This is a genomic window from Pseudomonas sp. SJZ103 (assembly GCF_007828335.1).
Lineage (GTDB): Bacteria > Pseudomonadota > Gammaproteobacteria > Pseudomonadales > Pseudomonadaceae > Aquipseudomonas.
Window position 1 is genome coordinate 194483 of record NZ_VIUN01000007.1, and the last position, 23430, is coordinate 217912.

Annotated in this window: 22 protein-coding genes; 13 read left to right on the forward strand and 9 right to left on the reverse strand. The window is 63.5% G+C overall.

The annotated features are described in order from the left end of the window. Positions 1-126: 126 nt before the first annotated feature. The 6 genes from FBY10_RS17345 to FBY10_RS17370 all read left to right on the forward strand — a co-directional run bounded on the left by FBY10_RS17345 (position 127) and on the right by FBY10_RS17370 (position 8196). On the forward strand, positions 127-957 hold the full coding sequence (locus FBY10_RS17345; RefSeq protein ID WP_010567568.1) for a p-hydroxycinnamoyl CoA hydratase/lyase: 831 nt from the start codon (positions 127-129) through the stop codon (positions 955-957). Between the two features lie 76 nt (positions 958-1033). Further along, positions 1034-2482 (forward strand): aldehyde dehydrogenase, encoded by a 1449-nt coding sequence (locus FBY10_RS17350; protein WP_027603462.1) that lies wholly within the window; start codon positions 1034-1036, stop codon positions 2480-2482. A gap of 61 nt (positions 2483-2543) precedes the next feature. Continuing rightward, positions 2544-4418, forward strand: a complete 1875-nt coding sequence (locus FBY10_RS17355; RefSeq protein ID WP_145337153.1) for a feruloyl-CoA synthase — start codon at positions 2544-2546, stop codon at positions 4416-4418. Then, positions 4415-5656 (forward strand): thiolase family protein, encoded by a 1242-nt coding sequence (locus FBY10_RS17360; protein WP_145337154.1) that lies wholly within the window; start codon positions 4415-4417, stop codon positions 5654-5656. Before FBY10_RS17355 ends, FBY10_RS17360 begins: the two co-directional genes overlap by 4 nt. 28 nt (positions 5657-5684) lie before the next feature. Then, positions 5685-7427, forward strand: a complete 1743-nt coding sequence (locus FBY10_RS17365; RefSeq protein ID WP_145337155.1) for an acyl-CoA dehydrogenase — start codon at positions 5685-5687, stop codon at positions 7425-7427. A gap of 55 nt (positions 7428-7482) precedes the next feature. After that, the gene (locus tag FBY10_RS17370) at positions 7483-8196 is read left to right on the forward strand and encodes a GntR family transcriptional regulator (protein WP_065939635.1); all 714 of its coding nucleotides are present in this window, start codon (positions 7483-7485) and stop codon (positions 8194-8196) included. A gap of 6 nt (positions 8197-8202) precedes the next feature. On the opposite strand, the gene FBY10_RS17375 is transcribed toward FBY10_RS17370, so the two are convergent. From FBY10_RS17375 to FBY10_RS17385, 3 genes are all read right to left on the reverse strand, one after another. Next, a complete protein-coding gene (locus FBY10_RS17375) occupies positions 8203-9153 on the reverse strand; it encodes a PDR/VanB family oxidoreductase (protein ID WP_131698863.1) in 951 nt (316 codons plus the stop codon). Positions 9154-9182: 29 nt separating this feature from the next. Continuing rightward, a complete protein-coding gene (locus tag FBY10_RS17380) occupies positions 9183-10244 on the reverse strand; it encodes an aromatic ring-hydroxylating dioxygenase subunit alpha (protein ID WP_131698862.1) in 1062 nt (353 codons plus the stop codon). A gap of 137 nt (positions 10245-10381) precedes the next feature. Further along, on the reverse strand, positions 10382-11869 hold the full coding sequence (locus FBY10_RS17385) for an aldehyde dehydrogenase family protein (RefSeq protein ID WP_145337156.1): 1488 nt from the start codon (positions 11867-11869) through the stop codon (positions 10382-10384). Between the two features lie 263 nt (positions 11870-12132). Here FBY10_RS17385 and FBY10_RS17390 point away from each other — a divergent pair, with 263 nt between their 5' ends. The 3 genes from FBY10_RS17390 to FBY10_RS17400 are packed head-to-tail and all read left to right on the forward strand — an operon-like array spanning position 12133 to position 14438. Then, entirely contained in the window at positions 12133-13302 is a 1170-nt protein-coding gene (locus tag FBY10_RS17390) for a p-hydroxyphenylacetate 3-hydroxylase oxygenase component (RefSeq protein WP_145337157.1), read from the forward strand. Positions 13303-13358: 56 nt separating this feature from the next. Continuing rightward, on the forward strand, positions 13359-14291 hold the full coding sequence (locus FBY10_RS17395) for a p-hydroxyphenylacetate 3-hydroxylase reductase component (protein WP_145337158.1): 933 nt from the start codon (positions 13359-13361) through the stop codon (positions 14289-14291). Between the two features lie 24 nt (positions 14292-14315). Beyond that, positions 14316-14438: a methyl-accepting chemotaxis protein gene (locus FBY10_RS17400; protein ID WP_131698858.1), complete on the forward strand. Its 123-nt coding sequence runs from the start codon at positions 14316-14318 to the stop codon at positions 14436-14438. Between the two features lie 6 nt (positions 14439-14444). Here FBY10_RS17400 and FBY10_RS17405 read toward each other — a convergent pair whose 3' ends face one another. Continuing rightward, complete coding sequence (locus tag FBY10_RS17405; protein ID WP_145337159.1) at positions 14445-15773, reverse strand: hypothetical protein; 1329 nt, start codon at positions 15771-15773, stop codon at positions 14445-14447. A gap of 291 nt (positions 15774-16064) precedes the next feature. On the opposite strand from FBY10_RS17405, the gene FBY10_RS17410 reads away from it, so the two are divergent. From FBY10_RS17410 to FBY10_RS17425, 4 genes are all read left to right on the forward strand, one after another. Next, positions 16065-17564, forward strand: a complete 1500-nt coding sequence (locus tag FBY10_RS17410; protein ID WP_145337160.1) for an APC family permease — start codon at positions 16065-16067, stop codon at positions 17562-17564. Then, positions 17509-18129 carry a DUF3156 family protein gene (locus FBY10_RS17415; protein ID WP_145337161.1) on the forward strand — a complete coding sequence of 207 codons (621 nt, stop codon included), beginning with the start codon at positions 17509-17511 and terminating at the stop codon, positions 18127-18129. The genes FBY10_RS17410 and FBY10_RS17415 overlap by 56 nt, the downstream gene beginning before the upstream one ends. 116 nt (positions 18130-18245) lie before the next feature. Beyond that, entirely contained in the window at positions 18246-19208 is a 963-nt protein-coding gene (feaR, locus tag FBY10_RS17420; protein ID WP_131698854.1) for a transcriptional regulator FeaR, read from the forward strand. A 15-nt stretch (positions 19209-19223) separates the two neighbouring features. Next, positions 19224-19769, forward strand: coding sequence for a TetR/AcrR family transcriptional regulator (locus FBY10_RS17425; protein ID WP_371920977.1), 546 nt, complete (start codon positions 19224-19226; stop codon positions 19767-19769). A gap of 88 nt (positions 19770-19857) precedes the next feature. Here FBY10_RS17425 and FBY10_RS17430 read toward each other — a convergent pair whose 3' ends face one another. The 5 genes from FBY10_RS17430 to FBY10_RS17450 form a co-directional block, all read right to left on the reverse strand. Continuing rightward, positions 19858-20628, reverse strand: coding sequence for an SDR family oxidoreductase (locus FBY10_RS17430; RefSeq protein WP_145337162.1), 771 nt, complete (start codon positions 20626-20628; stop codon positions 19858-19860). Beyond that, on the reverse strand, positions 20621-21421 hold the full coding sequence (locus FBY10_RS17435) for an SDR family NAD(P)-dependent oxidoreductase (protein ID WP_145337163.1): 801 nt from the start codon (positions 21419-21421) through the stop codon (positions 20621-20623). Before FBY10_RS17435 ends, FBY10_RS17430 begins: the two co-directional genes overlap by 8 nt. Then, a complete protein-coding gene (locus FBY10_RS17440; RefSeq protein ID WP_131698850.1) occupies positions 21414-22235 on the reverse strand; it encodes a molybdenum cofactor biosynthesis F family protein in 822 nt (273 codons plus the stop codon). The genes FBY10_RS17435 and FBY10_RS17440 overlap by 8 nt, the downstream gene beginning before the upstream one ends. 85 nt (positions 22236-22320) lie before the next feature. Next, a complete protein-coding gene (locus FBY10_RS17445; RefSeq protein ID WP_145337164.1) occupies positions 22321-22980 on the reverse strand; it encodes a LuxR C-terminal-related transcriptional regulator in 660 nt (219 codons plus the stop codon). 57 nt (positions 22981-23037) lie between these two features. Continuing rightward, entirely contained in the window at positions 23038-23403 is a 366-nt protein-coding gene (locus tag FBY10_RS17450; protein ID WP_131698849.1) for a cupin domain-containing protein, read from the reverse strand. Positions 23404-23430: the final 27 nt, after the last annotated feature.

A 23430-nucleotide genomic window follows, 5' to 3' on the forward strand; every position in this document is an offset into this window, starting at 1 on the left:
CGCCTGGAAAACGCAGGTTTCACCGCGTAAAAATATTGGTTATCCGTGTTAATAGTTAATTGACATAACTATATTTGCGGTTTAATTTCGAATCATCTTCAAACCCCAGAACAAGAGCGTACCGCCATGAGCAATTACGAAGGCCGTTGGACCACCGTCAAGGTTGAGATCGAAGAAGGCATCGCCTGGGTCATTCTCAATCGTCCGGAAAAACGCAACGCCATGAGCCCGACCCTGAACCGGGAAATGATCGATGTCCTGGAAACCCTTGAGCAGGACCCTGCCGCCGGCGTGCTGGTGCTGACCGGCGCAGGCGAAGCCTGGACCGCCGGCATGGACCTCAAGGAATACTTTCGCGAGGTGGATGCCGGCCCGGAAATCCTCCAGGAAAAAATCCGCCGCGAAGCCTCGCAATGGCAATGGAAACTGCTGCGCATGTACGCCAAGCCGACCATCGCCATGGTCAATGGCTGGTGCTTCGGCGGTGGCTTCAGCCCGCTGGTGGCCTGTGACCTGGCGATCTGCGCCGACGAAGCGACCTTCGGCCTCTCGGAAATCAACTGGGGCATCCCGCCGGGCAACCTGGTGAGCAAGGCCATGGCCGACACCGTGGGCCATCGCCAATCGCTGTACTACATCATGACCGGCAAGACCTTTGGCGGGCAGAAAGCCGCCGAAATGGGCCTGGTCAACGAAAGCGTGCCGCTGGCTCAACTGCGCGAAGTGACCATCGAACTGGCGCGCAACCTGCTGGAGAAGAACCCGGTGGTGCTGCGTGCCGCCAAGCATGGCTTCAAACGCTGCCGCGAATTGACCTGGGAGCAGAACGAGGATTACCTCTACGCCAAGCTCGATCAGTCGCGCCTGCTCGACACCGAAGGCGGTCGCGAGCAGGGCATGAAACAGTTCCTCGACGACAAGAGCATCAAGCCTGGCCTGCAGGCGTATAAACGCTGAGGGGCGCGGCCGCCTGGCCGCGCCGTTGTACCCTGCTTGAACGTATTCCCGATAAAGATAATAAAGAGGAATCACCATGCTGGACGTGCCCCTGTTGATCGGCGGCCAGTCGTGCCCCGCCCGTGACGGTCGAACCTTCGAACGTCGCAACCCGGTGACCGGTGAAGTGGTCTCGCGGGTGGCCGCCGCGACCCTGGAAGATGCCGACGCCGCCGTAGCGGCCGCCCACGCCGCGTTCCCCGCGTGGGCTGCGCTGGCGCCCAACGAACGCCGCACCCGCTTGCTCAACGCTGCCGAGCAATTGCAGGCGCGCAGCGCCGAATTCATTGCCGCCGCCGGCGAGACCGGCGCCATGGCCAACTGGTATGGCTTCAACGTGCGCCTGGCGGCCAATATGCTGCGCGAAGCGGCGTCGATGACCACCCAGATCACTGGTGAAGTGATCCCCTCCGATGTTCCCGGCAGTTTCGCCATGGCCTTGCGGCAGCCGTGCGGCGTGGTACTGGGCATCGCGCCGTGGAATGCCCCGGTGATCCTCGCCACACGTGCCATCGCCATGCCGTTGGCCTGCGGTAATACCGTGGTGCTCAAGGCCTCGGAGCTGAGCCCGGCGGTGCACCGCCTGATTGGCCAGGTGTTGCAGGACGCCGGCCTGGGCGATGGCGTGGTCAACGTCATCAGCAATGCCCCGGCGGATGCCGCTGCGATTGTCGAGCGGCTGATCGCCAACCCGGCCGTGCGCCGGGTCAACTTCACCGGCTCGACCCATGTGGGGCGGATTGTCGGCGAGCTCTCGGCGCGTCACCTCAAGCCGGCCTTGCTGGAACTGGGCGGCAAGGCGCCGTTGCTGGTGCTCGATGACGCCGACCTCGACGCTGCGGTCGCGGCGGCGGCCTTTGGCGCCTATTTCAACCAGGGCCAGATTTGCATGTCCACCGAGCGCCTGATTGTCGATGCCAAGGTCGCCGATGCCTTCACCGCCAAGCTGGCGGCCAAGGTCGCGACCCTGCGCGCGGGCGATCCCATTGCAGCGGATTCGGTCCTGGGTTCCCTGGTGGACGCCGGCGCCGGCACACGCATCAAGGCCCTGATCGACGATGCCCTCGCCAAGGGCGCGCGGCTGGTGGTAGGTGGCCAACTGGACGGCAGCATCCTGCAGCCGACCCTGATCGATGGCGTCACCGAACACATGCGCTTGTACCGCGAAGAGTCCTTCGGTCCGGTGGCGGTACTGCTGCGCGGTGACGGCGATGAGGCGTTACTGCGCCTGGCCAACGACTCCGAGTTCGGCCTTTCGGCGGCGATCTTCAGCCGTGACACCGGGCGTGCACTGGCCCTGGCCCAGCGTGTCGAGTCGGGCATTTGTCATATCAACGGCCCGACCGTGCATGACGAGGCGCAGATGCCGTTCGGCGGGGTCAAGTCCAGCGGCTACGGCAGCTTTGGCGGCAAGGCCTCGATCGAGCACTTCACGCAATTGCGCTGGGTGACCTTGCAGAACGGGCCACGGCATTACCCGATCTGAGCAGGCGTCGCGACATAACAATAACAAGGCGGCGTTGACCGCCTTGCTGGAGGACACCCTTGTGAGTTCCGAATTCAGACCGCAACCCCAGCCCGCACCGCGATACCGCGAGGTCTCCATCGGCCACGCACCGGTGGCGGTCACTGAAGAACACGGCGTGCTGCATATGCGCTCCCTGGAGCCCCTGGCCGAGTTGCCGACGCGCTTGCTTGATCGCCTGGTGCATTGGGCCCAGGTGCGGCCCGAGCAGACGTTTATCGCGGCACGCCAGGCCGGTGGTGATTGGCGCCGGGTCAGCTACCGCGAGATGCTCGACAGCGTGCGTGCGATTGCCCAGGGCCTGTTGAGTTATGGGCTCTCGGCGCACAAGCCGCTGGCCTTGCTGTCGGGCAACGACATCGAGCATTTGCAGGTCGCCCTCGGCGCGATGTACGCCGGTATTCCTTATTGCCCGGTATCGCCGGCGTATTCGTTGTTGTCCCAGGATTTCGCCAAGCTGCGGCATGTGTGCGACCTGCTGCAACCGGGGCTGGTGTTCGTCAGCGATGCGGCCGCTTACCAGCGCGCCATCGATGCTGTCTTGCCGGCCGAGACTCCGCTGATCAGCGTGCGCGGCCACGTGCCTGGGCGCACTCAGGTCAGCTTCGCCAGCCTGCTGCAAACGCCGGGCGGCGCCGAGGCCGACGCGGCATTCCAGGCCACCGGCCCCGACAGCATCGCCAAGTTTCTATTCACCTCGGGCTCGACCAAGTTGCCCAAGGCGGTGATCACTACGCAGCGCATGCTCTGTGCCAACCAGCAAATGCTGTTGCAGACATTCCCGGTGTTCGGTGAGGAACCGCCGGTACTGGTGGACTGGCTGCCGTGGAACCACACCTTCGGCGGTAGCCATAACGTCGGCATCGTGCTCTACAACGGCGGCACCTTTTACCTCGACGACGGCAAGCCCACGGTTCAAGGCTTTGCCGAGACCCTGCGCAACCTCAAGGAGGTTTCGCCCACGGCCTATTTGACGGTGCCCAAGGGCTGGGAAGAATTGGTCAACGCCCTGGAACAGGACGCCGAGTTGCGCGAACGGTTTTTTGCGCGCATGAAACTGTTCTTCTTCGCCGCCGCCGGCCTGTCGCAAAGTGTCTGGGATCGCCTCGACCGCGTGGCCGAACAGCACTGCGGTGAACGTATCCGCATGATGGCCGGGCTGGGCATGACCGAAGCCGCGCCGTCCTGCACCTTCACCACCGGGCCGTTGTCCATGGCCGGCTATATCGGATTGCCTGCGCCGGGCTGCGAGGTGCGCCTGGTGCCGTTGGACGGCAAGTTCGAAGGGCGCTTTCGCGGGCCGCACATCATGCCGGGGTACTGGCGGGCGCCCGAGCAAACCGCCGAGGTGTTCGACGAACAGGGTTTCTACTGTTCCGGTGACGCGATCAAGCTCGCCGACCCGCACCAGCCGCAATTGGGGCTGATGTTCGACGGGCGGATTGCCGAGGATTTCAAGTTGTCTTCCGGGGTGTTCGTCAGTGTCGGCCCGTTACGCAATCGCGCCGTGCTCGACGGCGCGCCCTATGTGCAGGACCTGGTGATTGCCGCGCCGGACCGCGAATGCCTGGGAGCCCTGGTGTTCCCCCGGCTCTACGAGTGCCGGCGGCTGGCCGGCTTGAGCGCCGACGCCAGCGACGCCGAGGTGTTGGCCAGCGCGCCGGTACGCCAGTGGTTCGGCGACTGGTTGCAGCGCCTCAACCGCGAGGCCACCGGCAATGCCAGTCGCCTGGAATGGATTGCCCTGCTCGACGAGCCGGCGTCCATCGACCGTGGGGAAATCACCGACAAAGGCTCGATCAACCAGCGTGCCGTGCTGCAATGGCGCGCGGCTAAGGTCGAGGCGTTGTATCGCGGTGAAGAGGCCACGATCCTGCGCGCCGGGCCCAAGCCTTGAGCTGCGCCGGGCAGTACTCGGCGTTTGCCGATGCGGCGATTTTCGAGGCGGTGCGCACGCCGTGGGTCGACCTCGGGGGCGCACTGTCCCAGGTGTCGCCCATCGACCTGGGCATCAAGGTCGGCCGGGAAGTATTGGCCCGTGCCGGCATCGACCCCCAGGCGGTGGACAGCGTCTTGGCCGGTTCCATGGCCCAGGCCAGCTTCGATGCCTACTTGCTGCCACGGCATATCGGCTTGTACAGCGGGGTGGCGCAAGCGGTCCCGGCGCTGGGGGTGCAGCGCATCTGCGCCACCGGCTTCGAGCTGCTGCGCCAGGCCGCTGAACAGTTACGCGACGAGGTGCAACTGGCCCTGTGCGTGGCCAGCGAGTCCATGTCGCGCAACCCGATTGCGGCCTACACCCATCGGGATGGGTTTCGCCTCGGCGGCGAGGTGCAATTCAAGGATTTTCTCTGGGAGGCCCTGTACGACCCGGCCCCTGGTCTGGACATGATTGCTACCGCCGACAACCTGGCGCGCCGTTATGGCCTGAGCCGCAAGGCCGTGGACCGCTACGCCTGCGACAGCCATCAGCGTGCCTTGCAGGCGCAACGTGACGGCGCGTGGGCGGAAGAAATCGTCACGGTCGATAACCAGGTGTTCGAGCTTGAGGGGTATCAGCCCAGGGGCATCAGCCTGGCGCGTCGGGCGAGTGCCGTCAGCGCCGACAGCCACCCACGTCCCACCGACCTTGAAGCCTTGACGCGCTTGCGCGCCGTGCATCCAGGTGGCGTGCAAACCGCCGGCAACAGTTGCGCGGTGGTCGATGGTGCGGCGGCGGCTTTGGTGGGGCGCGCCTCGGCCTGCACGCGGCCGGCCCTGGCGCGGCTGCTGGCCAGCGCGGTGGTCGGTGTGGCCCCCGAGTTCATGGGCATCGGCCCGGCACCGGCGATCCGCCTGCTGCTGCAACGCAGCGGGTTGAATCTGGATGACATCGGCCGCTTCGAGATCAACGAAGCCCAGGCCGCCCAGGTACTGGCGGTGGCCCATGAACTGGAGCTGAACAGCACCCGCCTCAACGTCCAGGGCGGCTCGCTTGCCCTGGGGCATCCCCTGGCCGCCACCGGCCTGCGCCTGGTGATGACCCTGGCCCGACAACTGCGCCAGCACAACCTGCGCTACGGGATTGCCGCAGCGTGTGTGGGCGGCGGGCAGGGCATGGCGTTGCTGATCGAGAACCCTGTCTACCGCGCTTGATGGTTTTTTTAGTCGATGAGGTGTCCCGATGTGGAGCTATGAGGCGCCCCTGGGCGATATGCAATTTGTCCTGGAACACTGGTTGCAGGCGCCCGACACCTGGCAGCGCCACCCGGCGTTCGCGGCCCTGGACCTGCCGCTGGCGCTACAGGTGCTGGAGGAGGCGGCACGCTTCAGTCAGGGCGTATTGGCGCCGTTGAATAGCAGCGGTGATCGCCAGGGCTGCCGCTGGCAGGCGGGCCGGGTCAGCACCCCGGACGGCTTTGCCGAGGCCTATCGCGCCTATGTCGACGGCGGTTGGCCGGCGCTGGCGTGTGCCGAGGAGCAGGGCGGGCAGGGCTTGCCGCAACTGCTCGATGCGGCGCTGCAAGAGATGCTCTACGCCAGCAACCACGCCTGGGCCATGTACACCGGGATCGCCCACGGCGCCTACCTGTGCCTTAAGACCCACGCCGCTCCGTGGTTGCAGGCGCGCTACCTGCCCGACATTGTCAGTGGCCAGGTCTTGCCCACCATGTGCCTCAGCGAGTCGCAGGCCGGCAGCGATGTCGGCTTACTGCGCTGTCGCGCGCAGCCCCAGGCGGATGGCAGTTATCGCCTCAGCGGCAGCAAGCTGTTTATCTCCGGCGGTGAGCACGACCTCACGGCCAATATCCTGCACCTGGTGCTGGCGCGCCTGCCCGATGCGCCGCCGGGCAGCCGTGGCATTTCACTGTTCCTGGTGCCCAAGCAATTGGACGATGGCCAGGCCAATGGCGTGCACTGCGACGGCATCGAACACAAGATGGGCATCAAGGGCAGCGCCACCTGTTCCCTGGTGTTCGACGCCGCCCAGGGCTGGCTGATCGGCGATGCCAATCGTGGCCTGGCGGCGATGTTCGTGATGATGAATTCCGCGCGCCTGCATGTGGGCCTGCAAGGCCTGGGGCATGTCGAGGCGGCTTGGCAGAACGCCCGCCAATACGCCGCAGAACGCTTGCAAATGCGCGCACCGTCAAGGCCTGAAGAGGTGGTGGCCCAGGCGGCTGACCCGATCCGTTATCACCCGGCCATGCGCCGCGTGTTGCTGGAGCTGCGCACCACCAGCGAGGGCATGCGTGCCATCGGCTATTGGGCGGCGCACCTGCTTGATCAGGCCGAACATGACCAGGACTCGTCGGCCGCCCAGTTGGCGCCGTTGCTGACGCCCATCATCAAGGCGTTTTTCACCGAACAGGGCTTTCGCCAGGCCAGCCATGCGCTGCAGGTATTCGGCGGTTACGGCTACGTCACCGAGTTCGCCATCGAGCAAACCCTGCGCGACAGCCGCATCGCGATGATCTACGAGGGCAGTAACGAGATCCAGGCCAATGACCTGTTGCTGCGCAAGGTGCTGGGGGATGAGGGCCGAGCCTTTGGCCTGCTGCTGGCCGAGTTACGCGCCGAGGCCGCGCAGGGCAGACAGTATGTCGAATGCGCAGGCTTCTCCGGTGCGTTGGGCAGCCTGTGCGACGCGTTGGCCCGTGTGGTGAACGCCATACGTGAACGCGCGCACGAAGACAGTGAATATCCCTATCGGGCAGCGCCGGACTTTCTCCAACTCTGTGGCGTGGCGTTGCTGGCCTTTGCCTGGGCGCGGGCCGCGCGCGTCTCCAGGGCACTGCCCGACGATCACCCCTTGCGTGCCGCCAAGCTGCAAAGCGCCGGGTTCTTTTTCGATTACCTGCCGTCGCGGCTGGCGCAGCACCTGGGCGCCATAGATGGGGCACGGGCAGCGCTGGCGTTCATCTGACGCGGCCAGGTGCTTGCGATACTATGGCGGCTCACGTTTTCTGGAAGTCGCCTGGATGAGTAAACCCGGTCAATTGGTGCTGGTTGCACTGCGCAAGATGATTGCCAGCGGGGAGTTGGCGGCGGGCGAGCGGCTGATGGAGATTCCCACGGCGCAGCTGTTCGGCGTGTCGCGCATGCCCGTGCGCATGGCCTTTCGCACCCTCGAACAGGAAGGACTGCTGGTGCCGTTTGGCGGGCGCGGTTATCAGGTGCGTTCGGTCAGCCCCAGCGACATTGCCGGCGCCGTCGAAGTGCGCGGCGTGCTTGAGGGTCTGGCAGCGCGTCAGACCGCCGAGCTTGGTTTATCCGATGCGGCACGTGCGGCGCTGGAGCGCTGCCTGGTGGAAGGCGATCAACTGTTCGAAAAGGGCTACGTGACCGAGGATGACCTTGAGGTCTATCACGACCTGAACATGCGCTTTCACCAGGTCATCGTCGAAGGCAGCCACAACCCGGCAATCGCCGACGCCCTGGCCCGCAATGATCATTTGCCGTTCGCCTCGGTGACCGCGCTGGCGGTGGATCGCGAGGACATGGCCCGCGAGTACCGACGCTTCAACTATGCCCACATGCAGCATCACTCGGTCTTCGACGCCCTGGTCAATCGCCAGGGCGCGCGGGCCGAAGCCATCATGCGTGAGCACGCCAATGCGACCTTGCGCTATGCCGAGATCTTCAGCTCGGCCACCGCCGCCGCGCGCATGAAGGTGATTTTGCCCGCGTCGTGACACGCTTCAGATATCGAGCACCAGCAACGGGGTCTTCGAGCGTGAGCAGCAGGGCGTGAACTGATCATTCAGCGCCTGTTCCTGCTCGGTGAGGAACAGGTCGCGGTGCTCCGGTATGCCCTCCAGCACACGGGTCAGGCAGGTGCCGCAAATCCCCTGTTCGCAGGACACGGCAATCTCGATGCCATGGCTTTCCAGGACCTGGACCACGGTCTTGTCGGCGGGGATTTCGAAGACCTGGCCGCTGCTGCCGAGCTTCACCGAAAAGCCGCCGTCGAGGCTGCTGTCCACCGGTGCCGCGCTGAAGTATTCGCGGTGCAGGCAGTCTTCCTGCCAGCCCTGTGCGCGTGCGCTGTCGAGCACATGCTGCATGAACCCTCCAGGGCCGCAGACATACAGGTGCACGTCGTCTGCGGGCGCCGCCAGTACCTCGGCAGCATTCAAGGCTGTGTGCGGCTGCTCATCGAAATGCAGGAACACCCGCTCGGCAAACGGCGACGCCTTAAGCCGTTGCACAAATGCCGCACGCTCGCTGGCACGGGCGCAGTAATGCAGTTCGAAGTCGGCCCCTGCGTGGGCCAGGCGTTCGGCCATGCACAGGATCGGGGTGATGCCGATGCCACCGGCAAACAGCAGGCTGCGGCGCGCGTCGTGGGCCAGGGGAAACAGGTTGCGCGGCTCACTGATCGTCAGGCGCGTGCCCTCGTGAACCTGCTCGTGCAAGCTGCGCGAACCACCCCGTGAGGCCGGGTCCTTGAGCACGCCGATCAGGTAGCGATGACGTTCTTCGGGGTGATTGCACAGGGAATATTGCCGGATCACCCCATCGGGCAGGTGCACGTCAATGTGCGCACCGGCACTGAAGGCCGGCAGCGGCTGGCCATCGACACTGGCCAGTTCATAGCTGCAAATATCCTGGGCTTCGTTGTTACGGGATACCACCACCACATCGATCATGTTCAGTCCTCGCAAAGTTGTCGCGCTGTTCAGGCGGTGGTGGTGGCGATCAGTTGCGATTCGGCGGCGCGTTCCCTGGCAATCAGTCGCTCCAGGATCTTGCGCGACTGCACGCCGCCCGCGTCGATATTCAACTTGAGCAGGTTGCGCTGCGGGTGGGCCAGCAGGTTCTGTTGCTGGCGTTCGAGCATCTCCAGGTCTTCGCTGAAAATCTTGCCTTGGCCCTCGCGAATGCTCGCGGTGAGCGCCTCATCGTGGGGGTTGAAGTTGCGCGCCATGCCCCAGAAGTACCAGATCGAGGTCTCGGTTTGCGGGGTGATGAAGTCGACCACGATGCTTGAGGCCTTGTGTTCGGGGGCGGCGTTATAGCCACCTTTGCCGGCGTGGGCCACGCCGACTTCGATCAATACATGGCTGGGCGGGGTGAAGCGGCAGATCTGCCAGCGGTCCACCGGCACGTCATCGGCGAGGTTATTACCGCGCAGGGCCATGCGCCAGAACGGCGGGGCCATGATGTTTTCCATGTGCCGGGCAGTGACGACTTCATCGCCGTCCACCGTGGTCACGGGCGGCGCTTCGTCGATTTCCTTCTGGCCGATACTGGAGGCGTGCACGTAGGTTTCGTGGGTCAGGTCCATCAGGTTGTCGATCATCAGGCGGTAGTCGCACTGGATATCAAACAGCCCGCCGCCATAGGCCCACTGGTCACTCTCAGCCCATTCCAGATGGTGGATCAGCGCCGGGTCGGCCTGGGCCTGATCGCCGGGCCACACCCAGATGAAGCCGTAGCGTTCAACCGCGGCAAAGGTCTTGTTGCACGGAAAGCCACGCACCCGCTGGCCGGGCATTTCCACGGTCTTGCCATCGCCGCCCATGACCAGGCCGTGGTAGCCGCAGACCAGGTTGCCGTTCTCGACATAACCCAGCGAGAGTGGCGCACCGCGATGGGGGCAGAAGTCCTCGACCGCCACCACGGCGCCTTCCTGGCCACGATAAAACACCATCTTCTCGCCGCAGATCTGTCGACCCAGGGGCTTGTGCGCGATTTCATCGGGGGTGCAGGCGACATACCACGTGTTCTTTGGGTACATGATGACTCTCCAGGCGGCGGATTGTTTTTATTTAATGGATCCATTAAATGGCTGGCCTGATGGAGAGTCAATCTGTTGTGGTTGCTTTATTGGGCGATTATCGGACACTTACATATCAATGGATCCACTGGTTGGATTTAGTAGCGAATCATCACTGACTTCAACTCGGTGTAATCCTCGATGAAGGCGCTGCCGAACTCCCGGCCTATCCCCGAGGATTTGTTGCCGCCAAACGGCACCGCCGGGTCCAGCATCGTGTGCATGTTCACCCACACCGTGCCGGCCTCGATGGCGGGCACCATGCGCAAGGCTTTGCTGAGGTCGTTGGTCCACAGGCTGGCGCTCAAGCCGTAGGGGGTGTTGTTCATCAAGGCCAGCAGTTCCTCTTCGCTGTCGTACGGTAAGAATGTGGCAATGGGGCCGAAGGTCTCCTCGTTGAGCAGGGTGTCGTCGACGCTGTTGGCGAGGATGATCGTCGGCTCGACGTAACAGCCCGGACGGTCGATCAGGTTGCCACCGTGAATGATTCGGTTGTTTTCGGCGCGGGCCTTGGCGAAGAACTCGCCGAGTTTGAGTTGGTGCTGGCGGTTGGTGACCGGGCCGAATTCGGTGCGCTCATCCAGGGGCGAGCCGATGTTCAGCGCGCCCAGGCGCTGGGCCAGTTTGCCCATGACCGCTTCGATCTGCGAACGGTGCACAAAGAACCGTTCGGCGGCGGCGCAGATTTGCCCGGAGTGCAAAAAGCCCGCTTCGAGGATGCCGTTGACGGCCTTGTCCAGGTCCACATCGCGCAGGAACCCTGCCGAGTTTTTTCCGCCCAGTTCAAGGGTAGCCCGGGTCAGCCCGGCGCCCATGGCACTCTGGCCCACCGCAATCCCGGTTGGCACGGAGCCGGTGAACGACACCTTGTCGGTGCCGGGGTGTTCGATCAGGCCTTTGCCGACGCTGCCGCCGCCGGTCAAGACGTTCAGCGCGCCGGCGGGAAGGCCGGCGTCAATCGCCAGCTCGGCGATGCGCAGGATGGTCAGCGGGGTGAACTCGCTGGGCTTGATGATGATGCTGCAACCGGTCACCAGGGCCGAGGCGAGTTTCCAGATGGCGATCATGGTCGAGAAATTCCACGGCACGATGCCGACCACCACCCCGACCGGCTCGCGCAGGGTGAACGCGGTGTAGCGCTCGCCGGCGAAGGAGGGCAGCGACGGAGTGATGGTCTGGCCGCTGATCTTGGTGGCCCAGCCCGCGTAGTAACGCAGGAAATGTGCGGCCTGGTCGACTTCGAAAGCACGGGAAATCTGGATGATCTTGCCCGACTGGCAGGTTTCGAGCTGTGCCAGTTCTTCGCGGTGTTGCTCCAGCAGATCGGCCAGCTTGAGCAGTACATTGCCGCGCACCGCCGGTGCGACCTGCGACCACTGCTTGAAGCCTCGGCTCGCCGACGCCACAGCCGCGTCAATGTCGACCGGGTCGGCGGCGGCGACGTCGGCAATGACCTGGCCGGTGGCCGGGTTGATCACCTCCAACCGCTGGCTGGAATGGCTCTCGACGTAGCCACCGTCAATGAACAACGCATGGGTTCGACGGAGGAAGGCTTCAACCTGGGGCAGCAGTGGAATATCGCTCATGGGGTTTTTCCTGGTGGCAGACATTGAAAAGCCCGAGGTTAATCCCAGTGGCTGGAACGGGCTTGACTGTGGCTGCCCAGTGGCATGTCTGTGGCTGCCAGCGCCTGTGCGCGACGGACCAGCCTGAGCCTTTGAAAAGTACAATCTTGACTCTGGAAGGTGCATGTCCTGCCAGGAAGGCACGCTCCATACTGGCCCTGCATCCGGCGCCACGCCTTGATTTCTGGCGCTGCCCGGACATCCAATAATAAGCAGGGCCATCCATGAAAAAGCCAAACCCGCTCCTTGAAGACCTCAAGTCCATCCTGCCGACCATCGCCGCCAATGCCTTCGTGGCCGAGCAGGACCGCCAGGTGCCCGCCGAGAATATTGCGCTGCTCAAGAGCATCGGCATGCACCGTGTGTTTCAGCCGAAAGTGTTCGGCGGCATGGAGTTGTCGCTGCCGCAGTTTGCCGACTGCATCGCCTTGCTCGCCGGGGCCTGCGCCAGCACGGCCTGGGCCATGAGCCTGTTGTGTACCCACAGCCATCAATTGGCACTGTTCTCGGCCCAACTGCAGCAGGAGGTCTGGGGCGCTGACCCTGATGCCACTGCGAGCAGCAGCATCGCGCCGTTCGGGCGCACCGAGGAAGTCGAGGGCGGCGTGTTGTTCAGCGGGGAAATGGGCTGGAGCAGCGGCTGTGATCACGCCGAGTGGGCTATCGTGGGTTTCCGCCGCAACAACCCCCAGGGCGCCCAGGATTACTGCTTCGCGGTGCTGCCGCGCAGTGACTACCAGATCCGCGATGACTGGTTTGCCGCCGGCATGAAAGGCAGCGGCACCAAGACCTTGATCATCGACAAGGCCTGGGTGCCGGAGCACCGCATCCAGAAAGCCAAGGACATGATGGAAGGCAAGTCCGCCGGCTTTGGGCTGTACCCCGACAGCAAGATTTTCTATTCACCGTACCGGCCTTACTTTGCCAGTGGCTTTTCCACCGTCAGCCTGGGCGTCGCCGAGCGGATGCTCGAGGTGTTCCGCGAAAAGACCAAGACCCGCGTGCGCGCCTATACCGGGGCGGCGGTCGGTGCCGCGACCCCGGCGTTGATGCGCCTGGCCGAGTCGACTCACCAGGTGGCCGCCGCGCGCGCCTTCCTCGAAAAAACCTGGAGCGAACACGCCGAACACAGTGAGCAGCAGCGCTACCCAAGCCGCGAGACCCTGGCGTTCTGGCGCACCAACCAGGCCTACGCGACCAAGATGTGCATCCAGGCGGTGGACCGTCTGTTCGAGGCCGCCGGCGGCAACGCCTGGTTCGAGCACAACGAGATGCAGCGCTTGTTCCGCGACTCGCACATGACCGGCGCCCATGCCTACACCGACTACGACGTCTGTGCACAGATCCTCGGCCGCGAGTTGATGGGCCTGGAACCCGATCCGAGCATGATCTGAACGCGCTTTTGAAAACAACAATCAGGGCTGCGCCTGACGCAGCCCGGGAGTCTTGCATGTCTGAATCGACCTTCGACCCACGCGCCTTTCGCCGGGCCCTGGGCAACTTTGCCACAGGCGTGACCGTGGTCACCGCCGCCGACGCCTCCGGCCGCAAGGTGGGCGTTACCGCCAACAGCTTCAACTCGGTGTCCCTGGACCCACCGCTGGTGCTGTGGAGCATCGACAAACGCTCCAGCAGCCACGGGGTATTCGAGGAGGCCAGCCACTTCGCGGTCAACGTGCTGGCGGCGGACCAGATCGACCTCTCGAACAATTTTGCCCGGCCCAGGGACGACCGCTTCGCCGAGATCGCCTATGAACCGGGGGAGGGCGGGGCGCCGGTGTTCGCCGATTGTTCGGCACGTTTTCACTGTGAAAAATACCAGCAGGTGGACGGCGGTGATCACTGGATCATGATCGGCAAGGTGGTGGCCTTCGACGATTTCGGTCGCTCGCCGCTGCTGTACCATCAGGGCGCCTACTCCATGGTCCTGCCCCATACGCGGATGACCAAGCGTGACGAAAGCCAACCGCCGAGCAGCCACTTCCAGGGGCGCCTGAGCCATAACCTGTATTACCTGATGACCCAGGCGGTACGCGCCTACCAGTCCAGCTACCAGCCCCGGCAACTGTCTACCGGCCTGCGCACCAACGAGGCACGGATGCTGATGGTGCTGGAGAACGACGCCCGCCTGAGCGCCAGCGACCTGCTGCGGGAGGTGGCGATGCCGGTGCGGGAAATCGACGACGCGGTGGCCAACCTCAAGCGCAAGGGGCTGGTCGACGACGATGAACACGGCGTACGCCTGACCGCTGCGGGTATCGAACAGACCGAAGACCTCTGGGCCATTGCACGGGAACAGCAGGACAAGGTGTTCGCCGAGTTCAGCCAGGACCAGATCGAAACCTTCAAGACGGTGTTGAAGCGACTGATCAGCCACTGCTGATTGCCTGAATCAAGGATGAACACCATGCCGGTGGTGGCCGATGAGGTGCGCAAGCTGGCGGAAAACATCCGTCAGGCAACCCATCAGATCCAGACGATGCTGCATCAGCACGAACGCTGGGAGGGAGCTGCGTTACGCAGCTCCTGAGGCCGGTCAGAAGGGCACGGCCACGGTCAGCTGGCTGTAGAGGTTGGTGCCGTTGCCACCCACCTGGTTGCCGCCGGTGTCGGCAGCCTTCTTGGGTTGGTAGATGCCCACCAGCGGGCTGATGATCAGGTGGCTGTTGACCGCCCATTCGGCGTACAGGTCAAGCTCCCGGGCGTCGAGGTTCAGCGCGTCGTGTTTGCGCAGGGTATTGAAGTCGAAGTACAGCGCGCCGACCGTCAGGTTCTCCAGGGGTGTCGCCTTGAGACCGACGTGATGGATGCCGGTATTGCTGTTGAACGGGCCGGCATAGTTGGAGGCGACTTCACCTTGGAACCAGGTGCCGTAGCCGGTGCTGAGCCCGGTGAACAGCGGGTCCCATTTTTGCGAGTAGCGCGTGTAGCGGTAGGTCACTTTTGGCGACCAACCGACATCGGCGAAGGTGTAGCCGGCCTCGGCGTACCAGGCTTTTTCCGGCCCCGCGTCTTTGTCTTGCCAGGCGTATTCGAAGGCGAAGCTGGCATTGTCGATACCGGCGCTGCCTTCGCCGCGCACGCTGTAAGTGTCCAGGCCCTCACGCTGTTTCTGGAAGTCGCTGGCCCACTGGTCGGTGACGTTCATGCCGTGGGCCCAGGTCAAGCCCAGCGTGCCGGCGGCGGCCGTGTAGTCGAGGGTGCCCGCCGCCAGTTCGGTTTCAGCCTGGGCGCGGTTGTCCGACTTGAGCCACAGCACCGAACCGTGCAGGCCCTCTTGCCCGCCCAGGCGCAGCACCGCAGTGCGGTCGAACGCGTGGCGTGCCGCCAGGTAATAGGCGCCGCCACGGTTCAGCGCACCGTCAGCCGGGCCTTTGCCCAGGTTGGGGCCGTCGTCGTTGATCAGGAAACCCCGGCCGATCTTGACCACCTGGCGCCCGACGGAAAAATCCACACCGTCCTTGCCCAGCGCCGGGAACAGGTCGGCCGAGCGCCATCCCAGGTAGGCGTCTTCGATTTTGGTGGTGCGTTCGCTGCCATCGGTGTTGCCCGCCGCGTCGCCATCGCCCCAGGTGCCGGAGCTGACCCAATTGAGCGCGCCATACGCGGTGCCGTGCCCGGCCAGGCCCTGGTCGCCGCTCACCCCGTACTTCATGAAACCCTCGCGCCAGGTCGAGCCGCCCGCTGTGCCGTCGTAGTTGTGACGGCTGTTGAACAGGCCGTAGACCGCCAGGAAGTCCGCATTCAAATGGGTGTCCTCGTCGGCGTACAGCTCATAGGCCTGGGCCGATGAATGGCCGATCAACAGCGCGATACCCAGGCCGACGGCCAAGGACAGCGTGCGTGGTTTCAGTGTGTGCTCCATTTTTATATTCCCCAGCATGGTTAGGTCGAGGGCGCATTAAGATGACCGCAGGCGTGGGAAGTCTTTCACCTGCGTGCCATGGAATTGATCCTGCCCGCCAAGTCGTATGCCTTGGCAGGCAGCAACAAAAGCCACGGCAGACATGGGCAAGACGATCAGCGCTCGGGAGGCGCACAGTGATTTTGCGCACGATGCCGTTTCGATCAGGGACTGGCTGGGGAGGGCTTTATCGCCAGCTCCTTGTACGGCTCGATGCATCCACTCAGAAATCCGCTTTCGAGGATCCGTACCATGTCGATCAATGACCGGCTCACACAGCATTTGAAACGCGGCAGCGTCGGGTTTCCGACCGCGCTGGCCAGCACCATTGGCCTGATCATGGCCAGCCCGGTGATTCTCACCGCAACCATGGGCTTCGGTATCGGCGGCAGCGCCTTCGCGGTGGCCATGCTGATTGCGGTGGTGATGATGCTGGCCCAGGCGACCACATTCGCCGAGGCCGCCTCGATCCTGCCGACCACCGGCTCGGTCTACGACTACATCAATTGCGGCATGGGTCGTTTCTTTGCGATCACCGGCACGTTGTCGGCGTACCTGATCGTGCATGTGTTCGCCGGCACCGCCGAGACGATTCTGTCCGGGGTCATGGCCCTGGTGAACTTCGAACACCTCAATACCCTGGCGGAGTCTGCCGGCGGTTCCTGGTTGCTGGGGGTGGGGTTTGTCGTGGTGTTCGGCATTCTCAATGCCTTTGGCGTCAGCGCCTTCGGCAGGGCCGAGATCATCCTGACCTTCGGCATGTGGACCACGCTGATGGTGTTCGGCGTGCTCGGCCTGATCGCGGCACCGGCGGTGCAACTGGAGGGCTGGTTCGGCGTGTCGCTGGTGGGTACCGACCTGATCACCATTCTGTCGCTGGTGGGCATGGCCATGTTCATGTTCGTCGGTTGCGAGTTCGTCACCCCGTTGGCCCCGGACCTTCGCAATTCGGCCAAGGTCATGCCCAAGGCCATGATTTTCGGTTTATTGAGCGTGGCGACCTGCATGTTCATCTACGGCGCTGCGATGAAGCGCCAGGTGGAAAACGTGGTGCTGGATGCCGCCGCCGGCGTGCACCTGCTCGACACGCCCATGGCGATCCCAAGGTTTGCCGAGCAGGTCATGGGGCATGTCGGCCCGCTGTGGCTGGGGATCGGTTTCCTGTTCGCCGGTGCCGCCACCATCAATACGCTGATGGCGGGCGTGCCGAGGATTCTCTACGGCATGGCGGTGGACGGCGCGTTGCCCAAAGTCTTCACTTATTTGCACCCGCGCTTCAAGACGCCGCTGCTGTGCATCCTGGTGGCGATGCTGATTCCGTGCCTGTATGCCCTGTGGTTGGGTGGCAACACCGACAACATCATGCACCTGGTGCTGGCGGCGGTGTGTGCATGGAGTTTCTCTTACCTGCTGGTGACGCTGTCGGTGGTGATCCTGCGCATTCGTCGTCCGGATCTGCCACGGGCCTATCGCTCGCCGTTCTTCCCGTTGCCACAGATTCTTTCCAGCGTCGGCATCTTGCTGGGCATGTGGTTCATTACCCCGCCGGGTATGAACCCTGCGGACATTTATGTGCCGTTCGGGGTGATGCTCGGGATCACGGCTTCATACGCGCTGTTCTGGACACTGGTGGTACAGAAGGTCAATCCATTCAAGCCGGCTTCGGTAGAAGAAGTGCTGGCCAAGGAGTTTTCCCATGAGCCTGGCAACCCTCACAACCGTTATATCGAGCAGGCTGCAAAAGCTGTCTGAGCTGTTCAGCGCCCAACGGGCCCCGTCCGGTTACCGGCCTGGGGTCACGCTTGAGTACGTGCGGCGCAACCTCGGGCTGGCGAGTTTCACCTCGACGGGGCCAGCCCAGGCAAGGTTTTGCCTGGACGACATCGGCCTTCAGGTCGACGTTGCCGAGCGCACCGAAGCGCAATTGCTGATGCACCTGGTCATGACCGAATTCATGTTCACGGTGCCCGCCTCAGAGCAGGGCAATGCGTGCTTTGAACTGCACCACAGCGGGTCGATCCGGCGCACGGGACTGGCCTGTCGGCAACGGGCTGGAGCGCCGGTTTTGCTGGCCAGGCTCCAGGCAGCCTTGAACGACGACCCCGGCCTGCATCAAGCGTTGATGGGGCTGGACTTCAAGCGTCTGCACCTCGATTTGAATGGGCAGCAATGGCACGTACGGCTTGAACACATGGGCGGCAGCGAGGTGGTCAACCGTATGCCGGCGTTCCGGCGCTACATCCCCTTGAGCGGCGCGCAGCGGGCCGGGCTGCTCACGGTACTGGCGGGTTTGCAGCGGGTATTGGGCGCGATCTGAGTTGAGGAATTGGCATCATTAGTGCTTCTACAGTCGGTATCACGGACTTGTTGCGCCTATATAGATAACATGTTAACTATTAGCCAACAAAAACAAGAAACCATTGTGGAGATGCCATGAGCACCTATCAGTCTGCGCACTATGGGTTGGAAACCTGGACTCGGGATCTGCGAGCGGCCTGCGGCCATTTCGACACGGAACTGGCCTTCAACCGTTCACTGTTCATCGGTGAGGTTTCCAAGCACTCCCGGGGCGGCCTGTCACTGGCCAACCTGCGCACCAATGCCGGCCTGATCAAACGCGAGCGGCCCAATGCCGATCACGATATGGACCAGCATTGCTTCCTCGTCAGCCAGCGCAGCGGCTATTGCCAGATCACCCAGAACGGCCAGGTCATTCAATTGGCCCCCGGCGATATGTTGCTGATGGACTCCACGGGTTCGATCGAGATCAGCCCGTTTGGCCTTATCGAACATGCCTCGCTGTCACTCTCGCGCAATGAAGTGTGCAAGCAACTGGGCAGCGCCTCGAAAACCTTCGGCAAGATCTCTTCGAGCAAGGCCTGCGGGCGCATGCTCCACGTGTTGATGGACCAGCTGTGCCGCGAGGGCCTGGAGGGTCAGGATTCGATTGAAGAGGCCGAGGCCCTGCAAGCGGCGTTTGTCTCCCTGCTCGGTTCAGCCTTTGAACTGCATGACGCCCCAGGCGACAGCACCGTGTCCTTGCAGGGCAGCAACCTGCGCAGTTATGTGCAGAAAGTCATCGACGAGTCCCTGACCCAACCCGGCCTGAGCCCGGTGGGCCTGGCCAGCCGCTTGAACATCTCGGTGCGGCATTTGTACCGCTTGTTTGAAGAGCAGGACGACAGCGTCTGCCGCTACATCCAGCGTGCGCGGCTCAAGCGCAGCGCGGACGATCTGACCAACCCCTTCCTCAAGAGCGAGTCGATTACGTCGATTGCCTACAAGTGGGGCTTCACCGATTCCGCACACTTCAGCCGCTCGTTCAAGAAGCAATTCGAGCTGTCGCCCAAGGATTTTCGTTCCACTCATCTGCAGCTAGCGGTCGGTGCGGCGTAAGGTATCCATCGATCAATGAAACCGCTCACGCTGTCGGCCCATAACATTTGCGCAGTCGCGGTCGAACACTTTGCCGCCCACGGTTACGACGCTTCATCGCTGAACGAAATCGCGGTCGGGGCGGGCATGCGCAAGGCGTCTCTGTATGCGCATTTTGTCAGCAAGAACGCGCTGTTTCAGACGGTATTCGAGATTGCCCTGGCCCATGAACACCAGTACATCGCACAGTGCTTCAAGGAAGAAGCCGCCCACACCGGCGTGCCGGGGCAATTGCACCTTGAGCGGTTGAGCGGGCGCTATGAAGGGTCGGCGCACCTGCGCTTCCTGTTGCGCACGGCGTACTTTCCGCCGGCGGAAATTCGCAGCGTCATTACGGCAGGATTTGAGGGGTACCTGGCCAGCATTCGCGAGGATTTTCAGCGTGCCGCGCAAGGGCGGTACAGGATGGTACGACCCGAGGCGCTTGAGGTGTTTTGTGACGCTTACCTGGGTATCGTCGACAGCTTGGACGCCCCAGGGTTACGTCAAACGGCTTGCGGCGTTGTCGCGGGTGTTCAGTGATTCACTGTCGCTGCTTGAAGGGGCCGAGCGCTATTCAACGGATACACCGACCCTCCCACATTTGATCCGGTTTACAACCTGATGGAGGTCATTTCACCTCAGGTAGCGTCGACCCGCCGTCCACCACGATGGTCTGCCCGGTGATGTAGGTTGCCAGGTCGGAGGCCAGGAACAGCATCGCCCCGGCAATATCCTGAGCGGCACCCAGCCGTCCCAGCGGCACGCGGCTGGCGATGTCGGCATTGACCTGGCTGTCGCCCAGGTTGTCCATGGCCGGCGTGGCAATCATCCCTGGCTCGACGCCGTTGACGCGCACCTGGTAAGTCGCCAGCTCCAGCGCAGCATTGCGGATAAAACCGTTGACCCCGGCCTTGGACGCCGCGTAGTGACTGAGCCCGGCATAGGCGACCCGTGGCCCGGTGACCGATGAGGTGACCAGCACGCAGCCACCGCCCTGGCGTTGAAACATCGGCAAGGCGGCCTGGGTCAGCCAGAACAGGGCCGAGAGGTTCACCGCCAGCGTGCGTTCAAGAACGGCCGGGGTGATCTGCGCGAACGCTGTCAACGGAAAGTAGCCGGCGTTGTGCACCAGGATATCCAGGCGGCCCCAGTCCTGTTCTATGGCCTTGATGCCTTCGAACACCGCAGTCGCGTCGGCCAGGTCGAGCGCGATGGCCTCGACCTGGCAGCCTCGCGCACGCAGGCCTTCGGCCAATGCCTGGGCTTTTGCCTGGCGCAGGTCTGCGATCATTACGCGGGCGCCACGCCAGGCGAACGCCTCGACGATGGCCTGGCCGATACCCTGGGCGCCGCCGGTGACCAGCACGGTTTTGCCGCTGAAATCCAAGTCTTCAGGCATGTGCACGCTCCATATGGACGTAAGCCAGTGTGGGCACATCGACGATGCTCGAACCGCCATCGGCGACCACGCTGGCGCCGGTGATGATCGCGGCATCCGGGCTGGCCAGGAAGCGGCACACCTTGGCGATTTCCTCGGCGCTGGCGGGACGCCGCAACGGCACGTCGGCGCACACGCGGGCATAGGCCTGCTGCAGGGTGTCACCATGGAAGCTCATCAGCGGCTGCATTTCCTCGTCGGCCATCGGCGTGGTAACCCACCCCGGGCACACCGCGTTCACCCGCACGCCGCGTGGGCCGTAATCCCGCGCCAGCGAACGGTTGAGCCCGAGCAACGCATGCTTGGCGGTGGTGTAGCCGCACACGTCGGGGCCTGCGGCCAGCGAGGCGATGGAGCCGAGCAGCACGATATTGCCAGCGCTTTCGATCAGTAGCGGCAGGCAGGCGCGGGCGCTGTAGAACGCGCTGTCCAGGTTGCTGCGCAAGGCCGCCTCCCAGGTGTGTGGGCTGGTCTGGGTGGCGCTGCCCACGCCATGCCCGCCGGCGCAGGCCAGCAGCACATCGAGGCGACCGTAGCGCTCACCAATCTGCGCGACTAAACCCTCCCAGGTGGTCGGGCAGGCTGCATCGCCGACCAGCACCAGGCCGCCGGTGTCCTGCGCAACCTGCTCCAGCGGCTCGCGGCGACGGCCGATGAGCACCAGGTTGGCCCCTTCGGCGGCGTACAAGCGCGCGCAGGCGGCACCGATGCCCGTGCCGGCACCGGTGATGACAACGGTGCGTGGATCAGGCATCGGGATACTCCGTGCGGTTGAGCACTTGGCAGTAGGAGCTGACCGGAAAGTTCGACAGCTCATCGAACGACGCACCGGCATAGCCGAAGATCTTGCCATCGCTGCGGTGCTGTTGCAGGTCGATCAGCACCAAGCCGAGGGTCGGTATGATCTTTTCGCGCCAGACGAACAGGTACAACTGATCGGCGATCTTGTAGTAGTGGCAGCGATCGGTATCGCACAGGCCTTGCTCCACGCCCTTGAGGCATTGCCAGGCATAGAACTGATCGTTCAGGTAGATGTGCTCGTAGACTTCGCTGGGGCTGTAGCGATACAGGTTGCGCAGGCCGGTCAGTTCCTGGGTGGGCGCGTGCGGGCATTGGCCCGGCTGCCAGGCTTGATCCAGGCTGCCGTGCAGGAAGTCCACGTCAACCGAAGTCAGGGCCTTGCCGGCCAGGGCGCGGCTATAGAGGCCTTGCTCGGTTTGTTCGCGGTCCGGCATGCGCCCGATCACGGCGGTGAACGACGACGTGGTGGTGTCCAGCACCAGGCTGATCGACCAGGCCTGGCCGGCTTCATGCTTGATGAAGTCGACCAGGTACAGGCCCGGGCGTACCGAGGTGGCGCGGTAGGCTGCCGAACCGCTGGAGTGACCGTCGGCGGCGTGCCAGTGCAACTGCTCGGTGTCGAATCGATGCTCGATCTGCCAGCCGTTGGCGAAGTGCAGGGTGAAGGCCTTGCCGTTGAGGTCGGCAAGGTTGGGCAGGATAAATGCGTCGGGGGCAAAACCGTCGGCGAGGGCGCCTACGGTGATCCAGTCGGATGAAGTGGTCATTGCATGGCTCCGTTTGAGGGAATGGACACCCCGGATCATGCGGTTGGCAACCTGGCTCGCCTATCAACCAAAGGGTTGAGGCGGCTTAAAGAAACAGCGCGGCGACCAGTTCGGTACGGCTGCTCACACCGGTTTTGCGAAACAGGTGGATCAAGTGCGTCTTGATGGTCGGCAGGCCGACGTCCAGCTCCAGGGCCAGTTGCTTGTTGCTCGCGCCCTGACGTAATAACCAGGCAATCTGCCGCTCTTTGGGCGTGAGACCGGCCAGCGCATCGTCGCAGGTCTGCATATTGGCTACGGCCATTTGCAGCAACGCCTGCAAGGCATTGAGCTGAGCCAACTGGTCGATGGTGAACACCCCTTGCTCCGCCGTGCGCAGCAAGGAGATGGCCGCCTGGGGCTGGTCGGCGCGATGGGCGACGATCTCCACCACATCGACCACACCGTAGCGCTGCAGGAAGTCTTGATAGCGGCGACTGTCACGCAGCGGCTGGCGGGCCATGGCAAAACCCAGCGGCACCACCGCCAGCCCGCTGGACAGGCAATTGCGCGGTTGCAACGGGTCGAATTGGCGGTAGTTGTCCAGGTAGTCGCGGTGCATCTCACCGCTCATGCCTTGCAGCCTGAAATCGCGGGCTTGCAGCTGGCGGTCGACACAATAGAACGCTGCCTGGCTGGCGGGCACCAGTTGAGTGAAAGCCTGCAGGCAATGGCCGGCGACTTCCTGAGCGGGGATGGCATGCATGGTCAGTCACCTGCGCCGGAACAAACGCTGCCGGCCGAAGCCGGCAGAGGGGAGCGATCAGACTACCGCGAAATAGTGCTTCACAAAACTCTCGCTCACCACCTCCCACAGCACCGGCGTGCCCTTGGTTACGAACCAGCTGTCGCCGGCCTTGTAGCGGGCGCTCTGGCCAGTGCTTTCGTCGGTCAGTACCACTTCACCGGTGACCACCGTGGCTTGTTCGGCGAACGGGTAGACCATCCGGAACTTGCCTTGGGTAGTGCCGAAATAGGCGCTGCTGACGGCGTCGGTCGGTGCGCCGAAGGTCATTTTGCCAAAGGCTTTGACTTCACCTTCGAGGATCTCGGAACCGAGATCGGCAACGGTGCCCCAGGCATCGAGGTCCGATAATTGGATGTCTTTCTTCAGGGTGGTAACGGGCATGGCAGTTCTCCTGTGAATGAAACAGCG

Bases quoted from the DNA above. Each gene is read 5' to 3' on its own strand.
- FBY10_RS17435 (WP_145337163.1), bottom strand. From the start codon at position 21,421: ATGCCTGATCCACGCACCGTTGTCATCACCGGTGCCGGCACGGGCATC.
- FBY10_RS17390 (WP_145337157.1), top strand. From the start codon at position 12,133: ATGAAAAAGCCAAACCCGCTCCTTGAAGACCTCAAGTCCATCCTGCCG.
- FBY10_RS17430 (WP_145337162.1), bottom strand. From the start codon at position 20,628: ATGCCTGAAGACTTGGATTTCAGCGGCAAAACCGTGCTGGTCACCGGC.
- FBY10_RS17450 (WP_131698849.1), bottom strand. From the start codon at position 23,403: ATGCCCGTTACCACCCTGAAGAAAGACATCCAATTATCGGACCTCGAT.
- FBY10_RS17405 (WP_145337159.1), bottom strand. From the start codon at position 15,773: ATGGAGCACACACTGAAACCACGCACGCTGTCCTTGGCCGTCGGCCTG.
- FBY10_RS17440 (WP_131698850.1), bottom strand. From the start codon at position 22,235: ATGACCACTTCATCCGACTGGATCACCGTAGGCGCCCTCGCCGACGGT.
- FBY10_RS17410 (WP_145337160.1), top strand. From the start codon at position 16,065: ATGTCGATCAATGACCGGCTCACACAGCATTTGAAACGCGGCAGCGTC.
- FBY10_RS17380 (WP_131698862.1), bottom strand. From the start codon at position 10,244: ATGTACCCAAAGAACACGTGGTATGTCGCCTGCACCCCCGATGAAATC.
- FBY10_RS17375 (WP_131698863.1), bottom strand. From the start codon at position 9,153: ATGATCGATGTGGTGGTGGTATCCCGTAACAACGAAGCCCAGGATATT.
- FBY10_RS17345 (WP_010567568.1), top strand. From the start codon at position 127: ATGAGCAATTACGAAGGCCGTTGGACCACCGTCAAGGTTGAGATCGAA.
- FBY10_RS17370 (WP_065939635.1), top strand. From the start codon at position 7,483: ATGAGTAAACCCGGTCAATTGGTGCTGGTTGCACTGCGCAAGATGATT.
- FBY10_RS17415 (WP_145337161.1), top strand. From the start codon at position 17,509: ATGAGCCTGGCAACCCTCACAACCGTTATATCGAGCAGGCTGCAAAAG.
- FBY10_RS17425 (WP_371920977.1), top strand. From the start codon at position 19,224: ATGAAACCGCTCACGCTGTCGGCCCATAACATTTGCGCAGTCGCGGTC.
- FBY10_RS17400 (WP_131698858.1), top strand. From the start codon at position 14,316: ATGCCGGTGGTGGCCGATGAGGTGCGCAAGCTGGCGGAAAACATCCGT.
- FBY10_RS17350 (WP_027603462.1), top strand. From the start codon at position 1,034: ATGCTGGACGTGCCCCTGTTGATCGGCGGCCAGTCGTGCCCCGCCCGT.
- FBY10_RS17385 (WP_145337156.1), bottom strand. From the start codon at position 11,869: ATGAGCGATATTCCACTGCTGCCCCAGGTTGAAGCCTTCCTCCGTCGA.
- FBY10_RS17445 (WP_145337164.1), bottom strand. From the start codon at position 22,980: ATGCATGCCATCCCCGCTCAGGAAGTCGCCGGCCATTGCCTGCAGGCT.
- FBY10_RS17365 (WP_145337155.1), top strand. From the start codon at position 5,685: ATGTGGAGCTATGAGGCGCCCCTGGGCGATATGCAATTTGTCCTGGAA.
- FBY10_RS17395 (WP_145337158.1), top strand. From the start codon at position 13,359: ATGTCTGAATCGACCTTCGACCCACGCGCCTTTCGCCGGGCCCTGGGC.
- feaR (WP_131698854.1), top strand. From the start codon at position 18,246: ATGAGCACCTATCAGTCTGCGCACTATGGGTTGGAAACCTGGACTCGG.